15 protein-coding genes and 1 tRNA gene are annotated in these 18,721 nt (G+C 68.9%); 4 read left to right on the top strand and 12 right to left on the bottom strand.

What is annotated here, in order from left to right; all coding sequences use genetic code 11:
* Window positions 1–155 precede the first annotated feature (155 nt).
* Both ACIO9J_RS26980 and ACIO9J_RS26985 read left to right on the top strand, forming a co-directional pair.
* A complete protein-coding gene (locus tag ACIO9J_RS26980; RefSeq protein ID WP_055527494.1) occupies window positions 156–704 on the top strand; it encodes a hypothetical protein in 549 nt (182 codons plus the stop codon).
* A gap of 49 nt (window positions 705–753) precedes the next feature.
* Window positions 754–2,517, top strand: coding sequence for a protein kinase (locus ACIO9J_RS26985; protein WP_402004713.1), 1,764 nt, complete (start codon window positions 754–756; stop codon window positions 2,515–2,517).
* Window positions 2,518–2,617: 100 nt separating this feature from the next.
* Here ACIO9J_RS26985 and ACIO9J_RS26990 read toward each other — a convergent pair whose 3' ends face one another.
* Complete coding sequence (locus tag ACIO9J_RS26990; RefSeq protein WP_402004716.1) at window positions 2,618–4,105, bottom strand: hypothetical protein; 1,488 nt, start codon at window positions 4,103–4,105, stop codon at window positions 2,618–2,620.
* 240 nt (window positions 4,106–4,345) lie between these two features.
* Window positions 4,346–4,474, bottom strand: coding sequence for a DLW-39 family protein (locus tag ACIO9J_RS26995; protein WP_003999697.1), 129 nt, complete (start codon window positions 4,472–4,474; stop codon window positions 4,346–4,348).
* A gap of 312 nt (window positions 4,475–4,786) precedes the next feature.
* Here ACIO9J_RS26995 and ACIO9J_RS27000 point away from each other — a divergent pair, with 312 nt between their 5' ends.
* Window positions 4,787–5,116, top strand: a complete 330-nt coding sequence (locus ACIO9J_RS27000) for a DUF6344 domain-containing protein (protein WP_402004719.1) — start codon at window positions 4,787–4,789, stop codon at window positions 5,114–5,116.
* A gap of 67 nt (window positions 5,117–5,183) precedes the next feature.
* Here the strand turns inward: ACIO9J_RS27000 and ACIO9J_RS27005 are convergent, their stop codons facing one another.
* From ACIO9J_RS27005 to dnaA, 10 genes are all read right to left on the bottom strand, one after another.
* Window positions 5,184–5,540: an STAS domain-containing protein gene (locus tag ACIO9J_RS27005; protein WP_402004722.1), complete on the bottom strand. Its 357-nt coding sequence runs from the start codon at window positions 5,538–5,540 to the stop codon at window positions 5,184–5,186.
* Window positions 5,541–5,696: 156 nt separating this feature from the next.
* A tRNA-Ile gene (locus tag ACIO9J_RS27010) sits at window positions 5,697–5,770 on the bottom strand.
* A gap of 97 nt (window positions 5,771–5,867) precedes the next feature.
* Entirely contained in the window at window positions 5,868–6,581 is a 714-nt protein-coding gene (locus ACIO9J_RS27015) for a DUF3566 domain-containing protein (protein ID WP_402004725.1), read from the bottom strand.
* Window positions 6,582–6,599: 18 nt separating this feature from the next.
* Window positions 6,600–9,200, bottom strand: coding sequence for a DNA gyrase subunit A (gene gyrA, locus ACIO9J_RS27020; RefSeq protein ID WP_402004728.1), 2,601 nt, complete (start codon window positions 9,198–9,200; stop codon window positions 6,600–6,602).
* 43 nt (window positions 9,201–9,243) lie between these two features.
* Window positions 9,244–11,304, bottom strand: a complete 2,061-nt coding sequence (gyrB, locus tag ACIO9J_RS27025) for a DNA topoisomerase (ATP-hydrolyzing) subunit B (RefSeq protein WP_402004731.1) — start codon at window positions 11,302–11,304, stop codon at window positions 9,244–9,246.
* Window positions 11,305–11,569: 265 nt separating this feature from the next.
* Window positions 11,570–12,133 carry a DUF721 domain-containing protein gene (locus ACIO9J_RS27030; RefSeq protein WP_402004733.1) on the bottom strand — a complete coding sequence of 188 codons (564 nt, stop codon included), beginning with the start codon at window positions 12,131–12,133 and terminating at the stop codon, window positions 11,570–11,572.
* A complete protein-coding gene (recF, locus tag ACIO9J_RS27035) occupies window positions 12,130–13,251 on the bottom strand; it encodes a DNA replication/repair protein RecF (protein ID WP_402004736.1) in 1,122 nt (373 codons plus the stop codon). Before recF ends, ACIO9J_RS27030 begins: the two co-directional genes overlap by 4 nt.
* Before the next feature lie 52 nt (window positions 13,252–13,303).
* On the bottom strand, window positions 13,304–14,179 hold the full coding sequence (gene gnd / locus ACIO9J_RS27040; RefSeq protein WP_402004739.1) for a phosphogluconate dehydrogenase (NAD(+)-dependent, decarboxylating): 876 nt from the start codon (window positions 14,177–14,179) through the stop codon (window positions 13,304–13,306).
* Window positions 14,180–14,267: 88 nt separating this feature from the next.
* Window positions 14,268–15,398: a DNA polymerase III subunit beta gene (gene dnaN / locus ACIO9J_RS27045; protein WP_402004742.1), complete on the bottom strand. Its 1,131-nt coding sequence runs from the start codon at window positions 15,396–15,398 to the stop codon at window positions 14,268–14,270.
* Window positions 15,399–16,308: 910 nt separating this feature from the next.
* A complete protein-coding gene (gene dnaA, locus ACIO9J_RS27050) occupies window positions 16,309–18,198 on the bottom strand; it encodes a chromosomal replication initiator protein DnaA (protein ID WP_402004744.1) in 1,890 nt (629 codons plus the stop codon).
* A gap of 367 nt (window positions 18,199–18,565) precedes the next feature.
* Here dnaA and rpmH point away from each other — a divergent pair, with 367 nt between their 5' ends.
* Entirely contained in the window at window positions 18,566–18,703 is a 138-nt protein-coding gene (rpmH, locus tag ACIO9J_RS27055) for a 50S ribosomal protein L34 (RefSeq protein WP_006381191.1), read from the top strand.
* Window positions 18,704–18,721 lie beyond the last annotated feature (18 nt).

Consider the following 18,721-nt stretch of genomic DNA (forward strand, 5'->3'; position numbering starts at 1 on the left):
ACGTCCCCGCCGAGCACCGCAGACCAGAGTACCGGGTCACCCCCCAGATCTCGCAAAAGGATTGGGGGTCCCGGTCCACGACCACTCTCCGTAAGATGCTCGACGTGGTTCGCGGCAGCGAACCACGGTCTTAGGGGAAGCGATGGGGAGACGCAATGGACGCCGCACAACAAGACACCACCGCGAGAGCACGGGAGCTCCAGCGGAACTGGTACGGGGAGCCGCTGGGGGCGCTCTTCCGTCGGCTGATCGATGACCTGGGCCTGAACCAGGCACGGCTGGCCGGAGTCCTTGGTCTGTCCGCCCCGATGCTCTCCCAGCTGATGAGCGGCCAGCGCGCCAAGATCGGCAACCCCGCGGTCGTCCAACGCGTCCAGCTCCTCCAGGAGTTGGCCGGTCAGGTGGCGGACGGCAGCGTGAGCGCCGCGGAGGCGACCGACCGCATGGACGAGATCAAGAAGTCCCAGGGCGGCTCCGTCCTGACCAACACCGCACAGACGGCGACCAGTTCGGGAGCGCCCACGGTCAAGCGCGTGGTGCGCGAGATCCAGTCACTGCTGCGCTCCGTCGCGGCGGCCGGCGACATCATCGATGCCGCTGACTCCCTCGCCCCCACCCACCCCGAACTGGCAGAGTTCCTCCGGGTGTACGGCGCCGGGCGCACCGCGGACGCGGTCGCCCACTACGAGGCGCACCAGAGCTGAGCCGTCGGCCGGGTCGCCGCGCGGCCCGGAAGGGGAGCGGAGCGCGACCATGGGTGAGGTCTTCGCAGGCCGGTACGAACTGGTCGACCCGATCGGACACGGGGGAGTCGGAGCGGTCTGGCGGTCCTGGGACCACCGGCGGCACCGATATGTGGCCGCCAAGGTCCTGCAGCAGAGCGACGCACACTCGCTGCTGCGGTTCGTACGGGAACAGGCCCTGCGCATCGACCACCCCCATGTGCTCGCGCCCGCCAGCTGGGCCGCCGACGACGACAAGGTCCTCTTCACCATGGACCTGGTCGCCGGCGGCTCGCTGGCCCATGTGATCGGGGACTACGGCCCGCTGCCGCCCCACTTCGCCTGCACGCTCCTCGACCAGCTCCTCTCCGGTCTGGCCGCGGTGCACGCCGAGGGCGTCGTCCACCGCGACATCAAGCCCGCCAACATCCTTCTCGAAGCCACCGGCGCGGGCCGCCCGCACCTGCGCGTATCCGACTTCGGCATCTCGATGCGCAAGGGCGAGCCCCGGCTGACCGAGACCGACTATGTGGTGGGCACGCCCGGCTACTTCGCCCCCGAGCAGATGATGGGCGCCGAACCGGACTTCACCGCCGACCTCTTCGCCGTCGGCCTGGTCGCCCTCTATCTCCTCGAAGGCGCCAAGCCGGACGCCAAGGCGCTGATCGAGCACTTCGCCGAGCACGGCACCCCACGCGCCCCGCAGGGCATGCCCGAGCCGCTCTGGCAGGTCATCGCCACGCTGCTGCAGCCCGACCCCCAGACGCGCTTCCGCACCGCCACGGGTGCGCGCAAGGCGCTGGCCTCCGCTGCCGAGATGCTGCCCGAGCCGGGCCCGGACGACGAACTCGTCGAGATCTTCGACCAACTCGCGCCACTGCCCACAGGGTTCGGCCCCGACGGCCCCCTCAACTCCGCACGTCGGCGCGGCTCGCCCCTCACGCCCACACCGGCCTCTGCCCCTGCCTCCACCCCGGGCTTCGTGCCTCCCGCCCCGGACCACGCACCCGCAGCGGCGCCCGCCCCCGCGATCCCTGAAGCGCCCGCCACGCCCCCACGTCCGATGGCCGCCCCGGCAACACCCCCCGCCTCGCCCCTGCACCCGCCTGCCGCATCCGGCCAGCCCGTCACAGGGGACCCGTCCTTCACACCGGACTCGCCCTTCGCGCCGGACCCGTCCTTCACACCCCACCGGCCCGTCGCCCCGGACCAAGCCCCCGCACCGGACCCTTCCTATGGCTCGGCTCCCTTCCTCGGATCGGACCCCTCCGTCACGTCGGGTCCGTCCCTCACCCCGGGCCCGCCTGCCGGCCCGGATCCGTCCACCGGCTCGGGCCCGTCCACCGCCTCGGACACCGGCAGCTTCACCCTGCCGCCGCCCCAGCAGCCGACCGCGACGCCCACGCCGCCCTCGCCGTTCACTCCCCCTGCTCAGGCGCCCCCGCAGGCGCCCACGCCCGAACCCACGCATGTGACCTCCCCCCATCAGGTCCACCACCACGCACCGGCCCACGACCCCTCACACGCCGCTGCCGTCACGTCCGGGGCGTATCGCCCCCACGCTCCTACTTATCCATACACCGCTCACGCCGCCCAGGTTCCGCCTCCGAGCCGGTCAATTCCGAGCCAACCGATCCCGAGCCAGGAGGACACGCAGCCTCGCCCCACGCGCCCGCATTCCCACTCCCGCGTCCGCCCGCGCCGCCCCGGCCCACCCGCGAAGGTCGCGGTCCCGATGCTGTTGGTCGCGCTGGCCTGCCTCGCCGTCGGATTCTGGGCCCTGACACAGATCTGACAGGCCGTCGGCCCGTTAACGGGCCAAAGGCCCCAGCGGTCAGGAGGCGGGGACCCAGCAGCTCAGGAGCCCCACAGCCCCAGCCCCAACCAACGCTCCTCTACCACCCCCGCGGCGGCCCGAACTCCGCCGCATGCGCCGTCCCCGCCCCCGCCCCTGCCCTCGGCACAGCCGAAGAGGAAGACGAAGCCGCACGCCGTAGAGCCACCGCCGCCGCCCTCCGCCGCGCGATCAGCGTCCATGCGCCGAGGATCACCAGCAGCCCCATCCCCGTACCGATCCCCCCGGCGGCGACCGCCGCCATCACGCGGTCGTCGCCCCCGCCCCCACCGGTCGAGGTGTCCGCGGCGTTCGACTCGCCCCGCCTCGCCGCCTCCGTGTCCCGCTCCGTGACGCTGAACTCGTCGGCCGGCACGGACGCCCCCGCGTACGAAGGGCCCGGTCGCGGCGAGCCCTCGACGGTGATCCGCAGCGTCACGTCCAGCGGCGCCCTGCCGAACTTCCGTGCCACGTCGGGGTTCAGATGGACCGCCAGGTAGTACCAGCCTGCGAAACGCATCGCGGACACCTTGCTCGCGGGGTCGTAGCGGTTCTCGTAGGCGACCGGTGGCAGCGGCCTCAGGGCCGTCACGCTCTGCTTCCCGTCGTACGCCGTGTCCGCGTCGTCGACCTCCGCCCGCACCGGATTGGTCAGTGACATGACCAGCGCGGTCGGGACGAACCCCTGGTCCCGCTCCGTGGTGCCCGTGTCCGAACCGCCGAGCTCCGCGCCGACCGACAGACGCTGTCCCCAGTCGACCGGCACCCGGTAGAAGCGCGTCTCCCCGGGCTCCAGGCGATCCCCCCAGATGCCGTTCTCCAGGCCGCGCGCCTTGTTGAAGCTCGTGCCGCCCGCACGCACCTTCCGCGCGCCGGCGGGCGGTTCGGGGGACGCGGAATCCCCTGTGCGGGGAGGCGTCGTCGTCCCGGCCAACCGCAGGACGGGTTCCGAGGCGACGCGCAGCTCCAGGTCCCACTCCTCCTGGCTGGACTCTGGGTCGCTGATCCGCTCGACGAGTACGTAGTAAGTACCGGCCCCCGTACAGCTCTTCTCGTCGGTGCCGACCCTGCGGGACGCCGTCGCCGTGATGGGCCGCGCGCTCTCCGCCGAGCCGAACCGCGCCTTCTCCGTGTCCAGAGGACTGCACGTATAGCCGTTGGCGTCCTGGACGGACACCTTCAGGCCGTCGGCGTAGGAGACCTTCGTGCCGAGCTTGGGCACAGCGGTGGCGGAGACGTACGCGTTCTCCTTGGCCTTGAGCTCAAGACGGTAGAAACGCTGTCCCACGCGCGGGAGGACGCTTTTGTACGTGGACCCCGCCACGAGCAGATGTCCGCCGGAGTTGCTCGTCGCGCCCTCGATCACCTCGGCGCCCTCGGCGAAGGCGTAGGGGCTCGGCGTCCCCGCGGCGGTGGCCTGCGTCGGAAACCCCGCCACCACGCACATCGACGTGGCGGCCAGCACGGCCAGCGCCCGACGCCTGCCCCGCCGCGCCGCCCGGCCCCGGCCCCCTCGTGCCGCCCGGCCCTCGGTCAGCCGCCGCCCCATCACGCGCCACCCCTCGTCGTGAACCCAGCCGTCCCACCCATCCCGACCGTCCTGCCCGCGCGACGCCGCGGAAACACCACCACGAACCCGCCATCGACGGTCCCGCGCCACCCCTCACGTTCGCTTACGCAACCAGTTCGTTCACGTAAGCGAATATCGCGGGCACGTCCAGCCGATCCGGGCAACACGAAGCCCCGGCCGCAAAGCGACCGGGGCCTGTGAAGTGACTGTTGTCGATACTCACGAACCCGTGGGCACGGAGTCAGTCGCCTCCGTCCACAGATCCTGCTCGGCGCGATCCGCCTGGATCTGGCGGTACACGAGGAGCCCGCCGATGGCGGCCAGTGCGACCAGGAGAAGCTTCTTCACCGCGCGACCTCGTCTTTCCTTGACGTAGGGGACTTCTGGCGCCCGACTATACACACCGATCGATATCGATCGGTGACCTGGATCCACCCCAACTGCCGCCCCCAGCGCAGCAGTCGAAACGGATGCCGCTGATCCGAACGGAACCCGTCCACTGTGACTTTCGCCGCTCTTGCCCCTTCTCGGGGCTCTTGGGGCCATCCGGGTGGTGTTCATCTGAACATCGACGCGGCGCGTGCGTCGGTCCACCACTCTCGGCCCCGCATACACATCATGAGGAAAGTACGCAAATCGCCCAACCTGAATTGAGGGGCCATGACCGGCACCAAGGCCATGAAGCTGTGGACCACGATCGTCACCGCCTTCCTCGCGCTCTTCGCCGCGCTAGGACTCACCACGACGGCCACCGCGGCCACGGCGGTACAGGACACCACGAACGCACGCACCGCCACGGTGTGCGCACCCGCACCGGCCATGGCCCACTGGACGATGGCGTACGAACGGTCGTTGCCCCCGACGATGAAGCAGCGCATCCGCGCCGAGGCCCATGGATCGTCACCCAGCTGCCGGCACCTGCCCACGACGGACACGGAGGCCGATGCTGAGACCGACGCGCAGGAGCCCGCGCTCGCCGCTGAGCCGTAATCACGACCAGGTGACTCCGAAGACCCCCGGTCCGCGGTACGGACCGGGGGTCTTCTTCTGCGCGCTCCTACACCGCGACCTCCAGAAGTCGCCGCACGGCCCGCGAGGTGTTCACCAGCCGCAGCCGCCGCCCCCGCAGCGGCCAGAAATCGAGCACAAGGAAGAAGCCGGAGTCGCAGAAGGTGACCCTGGAGGTGTCCAACGTCAGTCCGGTACACCCCAGTGCGGCCGCCGACGCGAGCATCACGCGCAAAGGACCGGCACTGTAGTGGTCGATTTCGCCCGCGAGCTGGACGACCAACGTGTCGCCGATCCTGCTGCAGGAGAGGACAACTATGTCGCAGGGCGCGGCGTCGGCGCCCCTGCCCAGGTCGGTCCGGCCGGGAGTGACGGTCAGTATCGGGCTTGTGGTTGAAGTACTCACGCCTCTCTCAACATCGACTGCACCCCGCCAGGAAACGAGTGGATACGCCGCTTCACCCCTGTGAGCAGCACAGATCGCCGCTCCGGGGGATGGTGGGCATACGAAGAAGGCCGGTGGATCTCTCGATCCACCGGCCTTCTCGGCGTTGTGCCACTGTGGGGCTAACAGGATTTGAACCTGTGGCCTCATCCTTATCAGGGATGCGCTCTAACCAACTGAGCTATAGCCCCGCCGCGCTGCGGTATGTCCCGCGCGCTGACCTCTGAAGATTAGCGCACCTGCGGGCCAGTCCCAAAATCGATACCTGAGCGCCCGGGAACCAGGGCCCTACTCGTCCTCGGCGAGGGTCAGCTCGACGCCTCCGACGAAGCCCGCGGAGAGGTTGTAGATGAAGGCGCCGAGCGTCGCGAGCGCCGTGGCGAGCACGACGTCGATGACCGCGATGATCGACGTGAACATCAGGACGCGCGGCAGCGACAGGAAGGACTGCAGGTCGAAGCCGTTGGACTCGTTCGAGCCCGTCGCCTCGGAGATCGTGCCGCCCACCGTCGAGAAGACACCCATCGCGTCCATGACCATCCACAGGACGGCGGACGCGACGATGGTGCAGATGCCGAGCGCGATGGAGAGCAGGAAGCTGACCTTCATCACCGACCACGGGTCGGCCTTCGCCACGCGCAGCCGCGCCTTGCGCGTACGGGGCGTCGTACGGGCCCCCGTGCGCGGCCTGCGCACCGAACCCGTCTGGGAGCCCTGCTGATAGGCCTGCGGCGGGTGGTAGGGGCCTGCGGCCTGCTGCGGCTGCCGCTCTCCGGGGAGCGCCCCGCCGCCGCCTGCCGACGTCTTCTTGCCCGCCGTGTACGCGGCGTCGTACTGGCCTGACGCCTGACCAGAAGTCCCCGGCCCTCGGGTGTCCGTCACAGTCCCCCCCTGGGATCCATGAGACTCGTGAGAGTCATGTGCATCAGTGGCAGAGCCACGGGCACCGTCCGTGCCGGTAGTGCCGGTCCGCTTCGATCCGGCGCCCGTGGCTCCACTCACGATGACTCACTCCTCGCGCTACTCGGCCGAGGAGTCCGTGCCCTCGTCCGTACCGTCGGCCGGCTCGGTGTCCTCCGCGTCGACGACGATGTCTCCGTCGACCTCTTCGGCCTCGCGCCCTGCCTCGGCGTTACGAGCGATACCGACCACGGCATCGCGCTTGCCCAGGTTGATCAGTTGGACGCCCATGGTGTCACGGCCCGTCTCCCTGACCTCGTTGACTCGCGTACGAATCACACCGCCGGACAGCGTGATGGCGAGGATCTCGTCGGTCTCCTCGACCACCAGGGCACCGACGAGCGAACCACGGTCCTCCACGATCTTGGCGGCCTTGATGCCCAGGCCACCGCGACCCTGAACGCGGTACTCGTCGACGTTGGTCCGCTTCGCGTACCCACCGTCGGTGGCGGTGAAGACGAACGTACCCGGACGAACAACATTCATCGAGAGCAGCTCGTCGCCGTCGCGGAAACTCATTCCCTTGACGCCCGAAGTGGCGCGGCCCATCGGGCGCAGCGCGTCGTCCGTTGCGGTGAACCTGATCGACTGCGCCTTCTTGCTGATGAGGAGCAGGTCGTCCTCGGCCGACACCAGCTCGGCGCCGATCAGCTCGTCGTCCGAACCGTCCTCCGTCTCGCGGAGGTTGATGGCGATGACGCCACCCGAGCGGGGCGAGTCGTAGTCCTTGAGCGACGTCTTCTTTACGAGGCCGCCCTTGGTGGCCAGGATCAGATAAGGCGCCGCTTCGTAGTCGCGGATCGCGAGGATCTCCGCGATCTGCTCGTCCGGCTGGAAGGCGAGCAGGTTCGCCACGTGCTGGCCGCGGGCGTCGCGTCCGGCGTCGGGCAGCTCGTACGCCTTCGCGCGGTAGACGCGGCCCTTGTTGGTGAAGAACAGCAGCCAGTGGTGCGTCGTCGAGACGAAGAAGTGGTCGACGATGTCGTCCTGCTTCAGCTTCGTGCCGCGCACACCCTTGCCGCCGCGCTTCTGCGAGCGGTAGTCCTCCGTCTTGGTGCGCTTGATGTAGCCACCGCGCGTGATGGTGACGACGATGTCCTCTTCGGCGATCAGGTCCTCCATGGACATGTCGCCGTCGAAGGGCACGAGCGCCGAACGGCGGTCCTCGCCGAACTTGTCGACGATCGCCGCGAGCTCCTCGCTGATGATCTGGCGCTGCTTCTCGGGCGAGGCCAGGATCGCGTTGTACTCGTTGATCTTCGCCTGGAGGTCGTCGTGCTCGGCGACGATCTTCTGGCGCTCCAGGGCGGCGAGCCGGCGCAGCTGCATCTCGAGGATGGCGTTGGCCTGGATCTCGTCGATCGACAGGAGGCCCATCAGGCCCTCGCGCGCGATGTCGACGGTCTGGCTGCCGCGGATGAGCGCGATGACCTCGTCGATGGCGTCCAGGGCCTTGAGGAGGCCACGCAGGATGTGGGCCCGCTCCTCGGCCTTGCGGAGCCGGAACTTCGTGCGCCGGACGATGACCTCGACCTGGTGCGTCACCCAGTGGCGGATGAACGCGTCCAGCGAGAGGGTGCGCGGCACACCGTCGACCAGGGCCAGCATGTTGGCGCTGAAGTTCGACTGCAGATCGGTGTGCTTGTAGAGGTTGTTCAGTACGACCTTGGCGACCGCGTCCCGCTTCAGGACGATGACCAGGCGCTGGCCGGTGCGCGAGGACGACTCGTCGCGGACGTCGGCGATGCCGCCGACCCTGCCGTCCTTCACCAGGTCGGCGATCTTCTGCGCGAGGTTGTCGGGGTTGGTCTGGTAGGGGAGCTCGGTGACCACCAGGCACTGGCGGTTCTGGATCTCCTCGACCGCGACGACCGCGCGCATCGTGATGGAGCCACGGCCCGTGCGGTACGCCTCCTCGATGCCCTTGCGGCCCACTACAAGGGCGCCGGTCGGGAAATCGGGGCCCTTAATGCGCTCGATAAGGGCGTCGAGGAGCTCCTCGTGCGAGGCGTCGGGGTGCTCGAGGGCCCACTGCGCGCCCGCCGCGACCTCGCGGAGGTTGTGCGGCGGGATGTTGGTGGCCATGCCGACCGCGATGCCCGCGGAGCCGTTGATCAGCAGGTTCGGGAAGCGCGCCGGCAGAACCGTCGGCTCCTGGTTGCGGCCGTCGTAGTTGTCCGTGAAGTCGACGGTGTCCTCGTCGATGTCACGGACCATCTCCATGGCCAGCGGCGCCATCTTGCACTCGGTGTAGCGCATGGCGGCCGCCGGGTCGTTGCCCGGGGAGCCGAAGTTGCCGTTGGAGTCGACGAGCGGCATCCGCATCGACCACGGCTGGGCGAGGCGCACCAGGGCGTCGTAGATGGAGGAGTCGCCGTGCGGGTGGTACGTACCCATGACGTCGCCGACGACGCGGGCGCACTTGTAGAAGCCCTTCTCGGGGCGGTAACCGCCGTCGTACATCGCGTACAGGACGCGGCGGTGGACGGGCTTCAGACCGTCCCGTACGTCGGGCAGCGCGCGCGACACGATGACGGACATCGCGTAGTCGAGGTAGGAGCGCTGCATCTCCGTCTCGAGCCCGACGGGCTCGACACGCATGCCCACGCCGGGAACGGCGGGTTCCTCTTCGGGCGTCACGGGGGTGTTCTCGTCGGCCATTGCTGGTCAAAGTCCTTTCGAGGTGCGGCTGGTACGGGCCGACTCAGATGTCGAGGAAGCGAACGTCCTTGGCATTGCGCTGGATGAACGAGCGCCGTGCCTCGACGTCCTCTCCCATCAGCACCGAGAAGAGGTCGTCGGCCTGCGCCGCGTCGTCCAGGGTGACCTGGCCGAGCACGCGGTGTTCCTGGTCCATGGTGGTGACGCGCAGCTCCTCGGCGTTCATCTCGCCGAGGCCCTTGAAGCGCTGGACCGAGTCGTCCCTGACGCGCTTGCCCGCCTGGCGGCCGAGCTCGATCAGGGCGTCGCGCTCGCGGTCCGAGTAGGCGTACTGGAAGTCGTCCCTGGACCACTTGATCTTGTAGAGCGGCGGGCGCGACAGGTAGACGTGCCCGGCCTCGACCAGCGGCCGCATGAAGCGGAACAGGAACGTCAGGAGCAGCGTGTTGATGTGCTGACCGTCGACGTCGGCGTCCGCCATCAAGATGATCTTGTGATAGCGGAGCTTCTCGATGTCGAAGTCCTCGTGCACACCCGTACCGAACGCCGAGATCAGCGCCTGGACCTCGGTGTTGTGCAGGATCTTGTCGACGCGCGCCTTCTCGACGTTCAGGATCTTGCCTCGGATGGGCAGGATCGCCTGGTACATCGGGTCGCGGCCCGACTTCGCCGAACCACCGGCGGAGTCACCCTCGACGATGAAGATCTCGCACTTCGTCGGGTCGTTCGACTGGCAGTCCGAGAGCTTGCCCGGCAGGGACGCCGTCTCCAGGAGGCCCTTGCGGCGGGTCAGGTCGCGCGCCTTGCGGGCGGCGACACGGGCCGTGGCGGCCTGGATGCCCTTGCGGATGATGTCCGCGGCCTCGTTCGGATTCCGGTCGAACCAGTCCGTGAGGTGCTCGTGCACGACCTTCTGGACGAAGGTCTTCGCCTCCGTGTTGCCCAGCTTGGTCTTGGTCTGGCCCTCGAACTGGGGCTCGCCCAGCTTCACCGAGATGATCGCGGTGAGACCCTCGCGGATGTCCTCGCCCGTGAGGTTGTCGTCCTTCTCGCGGAGCAGCTTCTTGTCGCGCGCGTAGCGGTTGACCAGGCCCGTCAGCGCGGCCCTGAAGCCCTCCTCGTGCGTACCGCCCTCATGCGTGTGGATGGTGTTCGCGAAGGAGTACACACCCTCGGTGTACTGCGAGTTCCACTGCATCGCGATCTCGGCCGAGAGCATGCGCTCCTTGTCCTCGGCCTCGACGTCGATGACGGTGGGGTGGATGACCTCGCCCTTGCGGGAGTTGAGGTACTTCACGAAGTCGACGATGCCGCCTTCGTAGTGGTACGTGACCGTGCGGACCTCGTCGTCGGCCGCCTCGGCCGTGTCCGCGCCCGCGACCGCCTTCGCCGACTCGCGCTCATCAGTGAGTTTGATCGTCAAACCCTTGTTGAGGAACGCCATCTCCTGGAAACGCCGCGCGAGCGTCTCGAAGGAGTACTCGGTCGTCTCGAAGACGTCCGGGTCGGCCCAGAAGGTGACCGTCGTGCCGGACTCCGCGACCTGCTCGTGCTTGGCCAGCGGGGCCGTCGGCACGCCCAGCTTGTAGTCCTGGGTCCAGCGGAAGCCGTCGCGCTTGATCTCGACCGAGAGCTTGGTGGAGAGCGCGTTCACCACCGAGACACCGACGCCGTGCAGACCACCGGAGACGGCGTAACCGCCGCCGCCGAACTTGCCGCCCGCGTGCAGGACGGTCAGGACGACCTCGACCGCGGGCTTCTTCTCCACGGGGTGCATGTCGACGGGGATGCCGCGGCCGTTGTCGACGACGCGGACGCCGCCGTCGGCGAGGACCGTGACGTCGATGGTGTCCGCGTGCCCGGCGAGGGCCTCGTCCACGGAGTTGTCGACCACTTCCTGCACCAAGTGATGCAGGCCACGCTCACCGGTCGAGCCGATGTACATGCCGGGTCGCTTGCGGACCGCGTCCAAACCCTCGAGGACGGTGATCGCGCTGGCGTCGTACGAGGGTGTGACCTCGCCGTTCTCGCCGGCGGCGGTGGACGGGATGTTCTCGTTGGGGTTGCCGGAATCGGCCACGAAGCGCCCTTTCTGGCACAGCACAAGCCAAGCTCCCGGCGGTGGCCGGAGCGGCTGCGTCGTTCAGCGATAGTCAGCGTTGCTCGGTGCGTCCCACAAGTGGGGCGGGATTAGCTTCCAGTCTACCGGTAGCGCCGACAGTGATGGGGGTTTGCCGGTACCTGAGTCCGCATGTGCCGTCCTGAACGGGACTCGGCCGACTCCCCATATGCGGAACGGGGCTCCAAAGGGCTCACAGCGGCACTCAGCGCTTCGGGGCGTCAACCCCCAGCTACCACCCGCGGCGGCCTCAGCCGTAGGTGTCGCCGGGACCCGTGCTGCCGGGTGCGCGCAGGGGTCCGAAGCGGCGCGCGGGACCCCCGGGACCGAGCACCTTGATGAGGCGTACGGTGCCGTGGCCCAGGTCCTCGTTGAGGCGTGCGACCAGCTGCGGGGCCATGAGCCGCAGCTGCGTGGCCCAGGCCGTCGAGTCGCACTGCACGGTCAGCACGCGCTCGTCCTCGTCGTACCGCTGCGGGACGCAGTGCTTGGCCAGGTCGTCGCCGACGATCTGCGGCCAGCGGCCCATCACCCCGCCGACCGCGGCCGGCGTCTCCCAGCCGCGCTCGGTGATCAGACGGTTGATCGCGGAGCCGAGCGGCTGCGGGTCACGCCCGTCGGCGCGCGCGCCGGAGCGCAGCCCGCCGCGCCGGGCCTGCTTCTTCTGCTGAACGGCATCCCCACGCGCGCGTGCCTGTTCCTTCGCGGCGCGCAGGGCGACCCGTGCGAGGTCGACGCCGGAAGGCTCGGGGGTCTTCGGCGTGGCGCCCGAGGCGTCGGCCGCGGGGCCCTTGGCGGGCTCGTCGGCGCTCATACGCGCTCCACCGCCCCGTCGGACACCGCATAGCGCGTGCCGGTGAGCACGCCGGGGACGTCGTCCTCCACCGCCGCGGTGACCAGCACCTGCTCGCCCGGCGCCACGAGCTCGGCGAGCCGCTCCCTGCGGCGCGCGTCCAGCTCGGCGAAGACGTCGTCGAGGACGAGCACCGGCTCGTTGCCCTCGGCCCTGAGCAGGTCGTACGAGGCCAGGCGCAGCGCCAGCGCGTACGACCAGGACTCTCCGTGGCTCGCGTACCCCTTCGCGGGGAGCTGGCCCAGCTTGAGAGTCAGCTCGTCGCGGTGCGGACCGACCAGCGTCACACCGCGCTCGATCTCCTGCTTGCGGGCCTCTTCCAGGGCGGCGATCAACTGTTCGTAGAGCGCCTCGCGCGTGTGGCCCTCGCCCGGCGCGGACGGCTTGTACTCCAGGGAGACCGGGCCGCCGCCGGGGGCCAGCTGTTCGTACGCCTTGTCGGCCAGCGGCTGCAGCGCGGCGATCAAGTCGAGCCGCTGTGCGAGCAGTTCGGCTCCCACGCGCGCGAGGTGCTGGTCCCAGACGTCGAGCGTGGACAGGTCCATGGTGCGGCCGCCGTGCCGCCGCGCGAGGGCGGCCGACTTCAGGAGGGTGTTGCGCTGCTTCAGGACGCGGTCGTAGTCCGAGCGCACGCCCGCCATGCGCGGCGAGCGCGCGGTGATCAGCTCGTCGAGGAAGCGCCGCCGCTCGCCGGGGTCGCCCTTGATCAGCGCGAGGTCCTCGGGCGCGAACAGCACCGTGCGCACGATGCCGAGCACATCGCGCGGCCTGACCTGCGACGACCTGTTGATGCGGGCGCGGTTGGCGCGGCCGGGGTTGAGTTCGAGCTCGACCAGCTGGGAGCGCTCGCCCTGGGTGACGGCGGCGCGGATGACGGCCCGCTCCGCTCCCATGCGCACCAGCGGCGCGTCCGAGGAGACCCGGTGGCTGCCGAGCGTCGCGAGATAGCCGACGGCCTCGACGAGGTTGGTCTTGCCCTGGCCGTTCGGGCCCACGAACGCGGTGACGCCCGGATCGAGAGGGACCTCGACCCGGGCGTAGGACCGGAAGTCGGCCAGCGACAGATGCGTGACGTGCATGGTGTGCGCCGACCTCCCCCGGCAAGCCCGTGCTCAGTGCACAGGCTGTGGACTACTTCTTCTCCACCGCGTGGCCGCCGAACTGGTTGCGCAGCGCGGCGATCATCTTCATCTGCGGCGAGTCGTCCTGCCGCGAGGCGAAGCGGGCGAAGAGCGAGGCGGTGATGGCGGGCAGCGGCACGGCGTTGTCGATGGCAGCCTCGACGGTCCAGCGGCCCTCTCCGGAGTCCTGGGCGTAGCCGCGCAGGTCCGTCAGGTGCTCGTCGTCGTCCAGGGCGTTGACCGCGAGGTCGAGCAGCCAGGAACGGATGACCGTGCCCTCCTGCCAGGAGCGGAAGACCTCACGGACGTCCGTGACCGAGTCGACCTTCTCCAGGAGCTCCCAGCCCTCGGCGTAGGCCTGCATCATCGCGTACTCGATGCCGTTGTGGACCATCTTCGCGAAGTGGCCGGCGCCGACCTTGCCCGCGTGCACGGAGCCGAAGTCGCCCTCGGGCTTGAGCGCGTCGAAGATCGGCTGCACCTTGGCGACGTTCTCCTTGTCGCCGCCGTACATCAGCGCGTAGCCGTTCTCCAGGCCCCAGACGCCGCCGGAGACGCCGCAGTCGACAAAGCCGATGCCCTTGGCCCTCAGCTCCTCGGCGTGCTTCTCGTCGTCCGTCCAGCGGGAGTTGCCGCCGTCCACGACGACGTCGCCGGGCTCCAGGAGCTCGGACAGCTCGTCGATGGTGGACTGGGTCGCGGCCCCTGCCGGGACCATCACCCACACCACCCGCGGGCCCTTGAGCTTGCCGACCAGCTCCTCCAGGCTCGCGGCATCCGCGAGGTCCGGATTGCGGTCGTATCCGATGACGGTGTGACCTGCGCGGCGGATGCGCTCGCGCATGTTGCCGCCCATCTTGCCGAGGCCGACGAGACCGAGCTCCATCAGAGTTCCTTCACTAGCGAGGTGGCGTTACGGCACTTTCGTACCTGCGTCCGAGCCTACGCCCGGACGCACGCACACACCTGTGGGCTCAGCCGCTCAGACGTACGGGCATGATCAGGTACTTGTAGGCCTCGTCCGCCTCGGCGTCCAGGGCCGGCTTGCCGCTCAGCAGAGCGGGCTTCGTCGACGTCGTGAACGACAGCTGGGCGACCGGGGAGTCGATCGCGGACAGGCCGTCCAGCAGGAAGGTCGGGTTGAAGGCGATCGAGACGTCGTCGCCGTCGAGCTGGGCGTCGACCCTCTCCACAGCCTGTGCGTCGTCGCTGGAGCCGGCCTCCAGGATCAGCACACCCTGCTCGAAGCTGAGCCGGACCGGAGTGTTCCGCTCGGCCACCAGGGCCACGCGCTTCACGGCCTCGACGAACGGCGCGGTCTCGATGACCGCGATCGAGTTGAACTCCGTGGGGAAGAGCGTCTTGTACTTCGGCAGGTCGCCCTCGAGCAGCCGCGTCGTCGTACGCCGCCCGGCACCCTCGAAACCGATCAGGCCCTCGCCCGCACCGGAGCCGGAGAGCGCCAGGGTGACCGTGTCGCCGCTCGTGAGCGCCTTGGCGGTGTCCAGGAGCGTCTTGGCGGGCACCAGGGCCACGGCGGACGCCTCGGGGTTCTCCGGCTTCCACAGGAACTCGCGGACCGCGAAGCGGTAGCGGTCGGTGGAGGCCAGGGTGACCGTGTCGCCCTCGATCTCGATGCGCACACCGGTGAGCACGGGCAGCGTGTCGTCACGGCCCGCGGCGATGGCCACCTGGGCGGCGGCGGAGGCGAAGACCTCACCGGGGACGGTGCCCGTGGCGGTCGGCATCTGCGGCAGCGCCGGGTACTCCTCCACAGGAAGGGTGTGGAGTGTGAATCGCGAGGAGCCGCAGACCACCGTCGCCCGCACACCGTCTGTGGAGATCTCCACCGGGCGGTTGGGGAGCGCGCGGCAGATGTCCGCGAGCAGTCGGCCCGACACGAGAACCGTGCCCTCTTCGTCCACCTCGGCATCCACCGAGACACGTGCCGAGACTTCGTAGTCGAAGCTCGACAGGCTCAGCGCGCCCTCTTCGGCCTTCAGCAGCAGGCCCGCGAGGACGGGCGCTGGCGGCCGTGCCGGGAGGCTGCGCGCCGCCCACGCCACTGCCTCCGCGAGTACGTCGCGTTCCACCCGGATCTTCACCGTAAGCCGCCCTCCTGCTGTTGCTGGCTGCTCTCGCCCGCTGGGCCCGAGGCCCTCGTCGTCTGACTCGGTGTCTCTCAGCCATGCCGTGGGAAGGACACCGGGGAACAGTCTGACGCACCGCACTGACAGTCGGTGCCCGTCGGGGTCAAGTCGTGGCGAGCGGCAGGGGAGCTCCGGAGCGCGAGTTGTGCACAGCCCCCCCTTCCAAACAATTTCCCAGGTCTCTCTAGTTGTCAGTAGTAGTAGGGGCTGTGGAAACCGTGGATAACCGCGAAAGCGCAGGTCAGGCCCGGTTTTTTATCCACTGAGCCTGTGGGCGGAGCCCGTGGACAACCGGGTGTTTCTGTGGACGGGCGAAAGTTCTGCACACCCGATGCACAGGCAGGGGGTACTTCTCCCCAGCGCTGTCCCCAGCTTTACCCAGCTTCCCCACAGGCCAACCGACCCCCTTGGTGTGACGCCTTTCACTCGACCCGGTGAGAGGGCGCGTCGCGTTGCCGAACAGTGGACAGCCGTGTGGAGAAGCTGGGGAAGGCTGGGGACAACGAGCTCGAGCCTGTGGGCAGCCGGTGGACAACTTCATGCACAGCCTGTGGATGAGTTTTTTCTCCACAGCCTGTGGAGAGTCTTCGTCCACGAATCCACAACCTGCTGACCTGGCCTGATGATCCCTCAGCAGCCTCCCCTGTGGACAGCATCTGGACAACTTCCCAGTCCCCAGGGTGTGGACGCGAAAAAGTTCGAACATCTGTGGAGAACCCCCGTCTGACCAGGGGAAATCGAACAGCGTCTGGGCCCCGTACGCCTCGTCGTCGCTCCGGAGACATCGGAAAATGCCTTGCGGACATCGAAAAAGGCGCCTCAGGACGTGTCCTGAGGCGCCTTCAGCGAGGAACGCGGCGGGCTGTCAGCCGTTCTTGATGCGGTTCGTGAGCTCGGTGACCTGGTTGTAGATGGAGCGCCGCTCGGCCATCAGAGCGCGGATCTTGCGGTCCGCGTGCATCACCGTCGTGTGGTCGCGGCCGCCGAACTGCGCGCCGATCTTCGGCAAGGAGAGGTCGGTCAGCTCGCGGCACAGATACATGGCGATCTGGCGCGCCGTCACGAGGACGCGGCTGCGCGAGGACCCGCACAGGTCGTCCACCGTCAGCCCGAAGTAGTCGGCGGTCGCGGCCATGATGGCCGGCGCCGTGATCTCCGGAGAGGCGTCCTCCCCGCCGGGGATCAGGTCCTTGAGGACGATCTCCGTCAGACCGAGGTCCACGGGCTGACGATTGAGGGACGCGAACGCCGTGACGCGGATCAGCGCGCCCTCCAGCTCACGGATGTTCCGCGAGATGCGCGACGCGATGAACTCGAGCACCTCCGGAGGAGCGTTGAGCTGCTCCTGCACCGCCTTCTTACGAAGGATGGCGATACGCGTCTCCAGCTCGGGCGGCTGGACGTCGGTGATCAGTCCCCACTCGAAGCGGTTGCGCAGCCGGTCCTCCAGGGTGACCAGCTGCTTGGGCGGCCGGTCACTGGAGAGCACGATCTGCTTGTTCGCGTTGTGGAGCGTATTGAAGGTGTGGAAGAACTCCTCCTGCGTCGACTCCTTGTCCGCGAGGAACTGGATGTCGTCGACGAGCAGGATGTCCATCTCGCGGTAGCGCTTGCGAAAGCTGTCGCCCTTGCCGTCGCGGATGGAGTTGATGAACTCGTTGGTGAACTCCTCCGAGCTCACGTAGCGCACGCGCGTGCCGGGATAGAGGCTGCGGGCGTAGTGCCCGATCGCGTGCAGCAGGTGCGTCTTGCCGAGTCCCGACTCTCCGTAGATGAAGAGGGGGTTGTACGCCTTCGCGGGTGCCTCGGCGACCGCGACCGCGGCCGCGTGCGCGAAGCGGTTGGACGCGCCGATGACGAAGGTGTCGAACAGGTACTTGGGGTTGAGCCGCGCGGTGGGCTCACCGGGTCCCGTCGCGGGCGCCGGCTGCGCGGCCAGCGGGCCGGGGGCGCCGCTCGACGAGGTGGGACCGACCGGGCCGCCCCGGTGCACGCCGTGGCCGCCCCGGTGATCACCCGGGGAATCCTGCATGTCGTGGCGCTCGCGCCGGTCCTGCGGCTCGTGTCGCTGCTGGTCGTACGGCGAACGGTCCTGCGGCGGCTGCGAGCGGTAGTCGTGCTGCGGCTGCTGGACCGGGTTCGCGTACGGGTCGCGATCGGGGAACCCGAGCCGCGGCTGCTGCCAGCCGTAGTCGTCCTGCGGCTGCTGGTGCTGGGGCTGGTGCTGCGGCCAGGCGCCGGGAGCGGGGCGCTGGTAGTCCGGGTACGCGGGGCGGGCGGTCGGCATCTGGTCGGGGCGCGGCCCCGACGTGTGCTCGTCCTGGTGACGCCGTCCGTAACTGTCGTACGTGTCGCGGCCCTGGCCGTGTCCCTGTCCTTGTCCCTGCCCCGAGGACATGTCGGGCTCGTCGTAGTGCTGCTGATGCTGCGGGACGTGCTGCTGCTGGATCGGCGGCGCCGGCGGGCCCACGGGTTCGCCGACGGAGTCGTCGACCGTGATGGCGATGCGGATCGGGCGGCCGCACTCGCGGCTCAGCGTCTCGCTGACCACGGGGGCGAGACGGCCCTCCAGTACGCCCTTGGCGAATTCGTTCGGCACGGCGAGCAGTGCCGTGTCGGCGACCAGCGCCAGCGGCTGGCAGCTCCTGAGCCACCGTTCGTCCTTCGCCTCGACGCCCTGCCCCCGGCCCTCACCCAGCAGATGTTCCAGAACTCGTGGCCACACTGCGGCAAGATCGGCAGGTACGTCAGCCACAAGGCACGCTCTCTCACGGGGTCCCACGAAGGTGTGGTTCTTGGGACGGAAATCGGGATGGGGAGGGGGAAGGGAACGAATCGGAGTTCAGCCACGGTAGTCAGGGCGACGGGTGCGGTTCAAGTTGTTGTCCACAGGCTGTGCACAGTGTCTCCCTCCAGCGGTCGGTTTGACCGGATGGCGTAGCCCCGCGTACCGTGACCAGGTCGAGTTGTCGATGGCTGCTGCCGCCTGCCTCCGATGGGCAAAGATCACGATCTGTGATTGTGAAGCGGTGCACTCGGTGCGTATACGCGAGCTTCTCGTGGGCGCACGGTGACAGCCAGGCGATGTCCCGCCACCACACGATCATTTCTGGAGCCCCCGAGTGAGCAAGCGCACCTTCCAGCCGAACAACCGTCGTCGTGCCAAGACCCACGGCTTCCGCCTGCGGATGCGTACCCGTGCCGGTCGCGCGATTCTCGCGAACCGTCGTGGCAAGGGTCGCGCCAGCCTGTCCGCCTGATTTCAGTCAGGTCATGAC

The sequence above is a fragment of the Streptomyces sp. NPDC087300 genome (genome assembly GCF_044744425.1).
GTDB lineage: Bacteria > Actinomycetota > Actinomycetes > Streptomycetales > Streptomycetaceae > Streptomyces.